The sequence below is a fragment of the Streptococcus mitis genome (assembly GCF_001074635.1).
GTDB lineage: Bacteria > Bacillota > Bacilli > Lactobacillales > Streptococcaceae > Streptococcus > Streptococcus mitis_E.
In genome coordinates this window covers 1-3,913 of sequence record NZ_JUQO01000187.1, presented here as the reverse complement: position 1 = coordinate 3,913, position 3,913 = coordinate 1, and the positions used below count along the sequence as shown (strand labels likewise).

Here is a 3,913-nt window from a genome sequence, read left to right as displayed (position 1 = left end):
ATTCTATGCTCTTTACATTCGATGTTTGATCTATTAGAGAAGATGTCGGCATTTTTATATCATTAAAATCGTGCAACTTTTTTCAGATACTTTTAAAAGATTGATTTCCTTATATTTTTCCTTTATACTGGATAAAAAGGAGAATAGTATGTCAGAAACAAATCACGAAATTGATTCAAATTTTGCAGGTCGTTTAAATATCCTGCGTGCGGGTGTTCTTGGTGCCAATGATGGAATTATTTCCATTGCTGGTGTGGTTATCGGGGTTGCTAGTGCCACGAGCAATATCTGGATTATCTTTTTATCAGGTTTTGCGGCTATCTTAGCTGGTGCCTTTTCAATGGCTGGTGGAGAATATGTGTCCGTTTCAACTCAAAAAGATACCGAGGAAGCGGCCGTTGCGCGTGAGCAAGTCTTGCTAGACCAAGATATAGAGTTAGCTAAAAAATCTCTCTATGCGGCCTATATTCAAAATGGTGAGTGTGAAACATCAGCCCAACTTCTCACCAACAAAGCCTTTTTAAATAATCCGCTCAAGGCTTTGGTAGAGGAAAAATATGGGATTGAGTATGAAGAGTTTACCAATCCTTGGCATGCTGCTATCTCTAGCTTTATTTCTTTTTTCCTTGGAAGTTTGCCTCCAATGCTTTCAGTAACTATTTTTCCAAGTGAATACCGCATCCCTGCTACTGTCCTTATCGTCGGTGTGGCCCTTCTTCTCACTGGTTACACTAGTGCCAAACTTGGAAAAGCCCCAACCCAAACAGCCATGATTCGGAACCTTGCTATTGGTATCTTAACTATGGGCGTTACCTTCTTACTTGGACAACTTTTCAGCATTTAGAAGACAAGAAATACCTCGATTTTGAAGTCGAGGTATCTTTTTTACATTTGGACAATCTTGCGATAGCTTCTTGAAGTAATCATGAAAATCAGCACATAAGCGATGAGGAAGATAGCGCAGATAGACAAGGTCACAGTCAACATCATAGTCGTATCTATTACACCAATCACTTTTAAAATCAAGCTAAGCATATGGTAGGCAAAGGCTAGATGTATGAAGGCAAAGAGCAAAGGAAGGAAGAAAACAGTTAAAACCTGTTTGTTAATGGTTTGCTTGATTTGCTTCTGATCTAAACCGACTTTCTGCAAGATAATAAAGCGTTCACGGTCTTCATAGCCTTCAGAAATTTGTTTGTAATAGATGACCAGAACAGTTCCGACCATAAAGATAATGGATAGGAAAATACCGATAAAGAAGACACCACCAAAGAGGGCACTCATCTGAGAACTAGCATCTGCTAGATTGCTACCATAAACATAGCTACCTTCCTTGTTTAATTGAGCATTAAATTGATTGAGGTATTTATCATATTCTTCAGCAACCTTGAGTTGTTCTTCTTCGCTGGCATTTACATTCATGCCACCGTAAAACTGATTATAGATAGCCGAATCTGGGAATTGATCCAAAAATGCTTGCAAATTAGGAACAACAAGGTAATTGTAATCAGCAGTCAAAATATTAAACTGATTTGGGACATGGTTGACAATGAAATCTTTAGTAAATTCTTCTTTGACAGAAAATTGATGATCATTTAGAGTTAGAGCTTTCTGTTCTTTAACTCCCTCATTCTTTGCAAAGAGTCCGACCTCATTTCCTGATAGAGACAGTTTTTGGCCAGTCATATTTTCATAATCTTTTTGGTCAAATACCATGAAAACTGTTGTGGGTTGGACACGATTTTGTCCTTTTTCAAAAAGGGTTAACTTGCTACCTTCTTGGTTTGCAACACCAAAGTAAGCGTAACGAAGAACTTCTTTCTCTTTAATCTTATAACCTTTGTCACTTGCAAACTGGCTCAAGAGTTTGTCCAAATCTTCTTTTTCAACATTTTGCCCTGAAACCCCAAAATCATGAGGATTTAGAACTTTTTTAAAGCTTTCTGAAGCATTGAAAATACTAGTCGCTGCAGACATGGTCACCAAAACCATTGTTGACAAGATAGCGATAGTTGCTAGTCCAACCGCATTTTTCTTCATACGGAAAATCAGATTAGACACTGAGATCAGGTTATTTGGCTGGTAGTAATATTTCTTATTTTTCTTCAAGATTTGGAGGAAAACGGTAATCCCTGCGTTAAACAAGAGATAAGTTCCAAAGATAACCAGCAAAACAGCTAGGAAGAAGGTTGTTAGAGCTGTAAGGGGATCTTTTACAGTAAGGGAAAGATAATATCCAATACCTAAACTAATGGACCCAAGAATGGTTTGGAGAGGTAGAAAACGACCTTTTTTCTCACCACTAGCTTTTTCACGAGAGAGCTGGAGAGCATTCATACGGGCGATTCGTAAAGCATTCAGGAACATGAGGCCTAGAAAAATCAATCCGAAGACAACAAGTACTGCAATGACAACTTTCATCTGGAAGGTAGCGACCAGTTCAACCTTCAATTTCATCAGTTTGAGCAAGAAAGCGAAAATCAACTTATCAAATAAGGCTCCAATACCGATTCCTGCTCCAACAGTTAGAATCCCAAATAGCACTAACTCCTTAAAGGTCATACTGATCAGATGACGCTTCTCCAAGCCTAACATGCCATAAATTCCCAGTTCCTTGGAACGGTTCTTCATGACAAAACTATTGGCATAGAGGACGATAATGGCTGACGCAAGGGTGACGACAAACATACCAAATCCTAGAGTAGCTTGAATGGTTTCTCCTCCACGAATTTCCGCAATCTTAGGATTAAAGGTTAGAGAGTAAAATAGATAGGTCACGGTGACTGCCAAGAGAACAGCCAACGCAAAAGGATAGTAGAGTTTGCGGTTTTTAATCAAGTTCGATACCGCTAACTTATTGGTTAATCGAAACATACTAATTCACCTCGCTTGCCATCACAGTCAAGGTATCAGAGATTTCTTGGAACATCTGACGTTCTGTCTTCTCTCCACGGTAGATTTGGTTGTAAAGAATGCCGTCTTTGATAAAGAGCACACGCTTGGCTCTGCTGGCTGCTGCTGTTGAGTGGGTTACCATGAGAATGGTTTGGCCACGCTCATTAATTTCATCAAAAACATCAAGTAAGGCCGCAGATGACTTGGAATCAAGGGCCCCTGTTGGTTCGTCAGCAAGGAGAATTTCAGGTTCTGTGATGATGGCGCGTGCTACTGCTACACGCTGTTTCTGACCACCAGAAATCTCGTAAGGGTACTTCTCTTGCAATTGGTTGATGCCTAGATTCTCAGCTGTCACCACCAATTTCTTCATCATCTCCGTAATAGGTCTTCTTGACAAGACAAGCGGAAGCAAGATATTGTCCTTAACAGACAGAGTATCTAGCAAGTTAAAATCTTGAAAGACAAAGCCCAATTTTTCACGACGGAAGCTAGAAGCCTGTGAATTTTTAATGGTTGCTGTGTCAGTTCCATTTAAGTAAACCTGGCCACGAGTTGGTTTATCCAGCATAGCTAGAATATTGAGAAGAGTTGATTTACCAGAACCAGACTCACCCATAATAGCGACGTAATCGCCTTTTTCGACGGTAAAGTGAATATCCTTGAGGGCTTCTACTTGGTTGCCCTGAAAACGAGTTTTATAAATTTTTTGAACGTGTTTTACATCTAAAAGTGTCATGAGAATCTCCTTTCTTAATATCCCATCAAATGAAATGTTGCTTGCATCATAGCGCATCCCAGCTGAACACGCTCGATTTCTTTGTGACTTGGTTTTCTAGTTTTCTTATGTAAGATTTGTTTCATGATGTTACTCCTTTGTTCTTTATGAGTCTAGTTTACATCAAAAAAAGACTGCTTGCCATAACCTAATCTTACAAAAGAGACTTTAATCTTACATTTTTGTAAGATTGGGGGAAATGTAGATATTTTATTAAAAATATTTTACCATAAAAAGAAA

The 3,913-nt window shown here is 38.9% G+C and carries 3 protein-coding genes; 1 reads left to right on the top strand and 2 read right to left on the bottom strand.

The genetic code is table 11. The annotated features are described in order from the left end of the window. The first annotated feature begins 148 nt into the window (after positions 1-148). Complete coding sequence (locus ADI58_RS07620) at positions 149-844, top strand: VIT1/CCC1 transporter family protein (RefSeq protein WP_049522071.1); 696 nt, start codon at positions 149-151, stop codon at positions 842-844. 41 nt (positions 845-885) lie between these two features. On the opposite strand, the gene ADI58_RS07615 is transcribed toward ADI58_RS07620, so the two are convergent. Further along, positions 886-2,874 carry an ABC transporter permease gene (locus tag ADI58_RS07615; RefSeq protein ID WP_049522070.1) on the bottom strand — a complete coding sequence of 663 codons (1,989 nt, stop codon included), beginning with the start codon at positions 2,872-2,874 and terminating at the stop codon, positions 886-888. A 1-nt stretch (position 2,875) separates the two neighbouring features. Continuing rightward, the gene (locus ADI58_RS07610) at positions 2,876-3,634 is read right to left on the bottom strand and encodes an ABC transporter ATP-binding protein (protein ID WP_000173372.1); all 759 of its coding nucleotides are present in this window, start codon (positions 3,632-3,634) and stop codon (positions 2,876-2,878) included. Positions 3,635-3,913 lie beyond the last annotated feature (279 nt).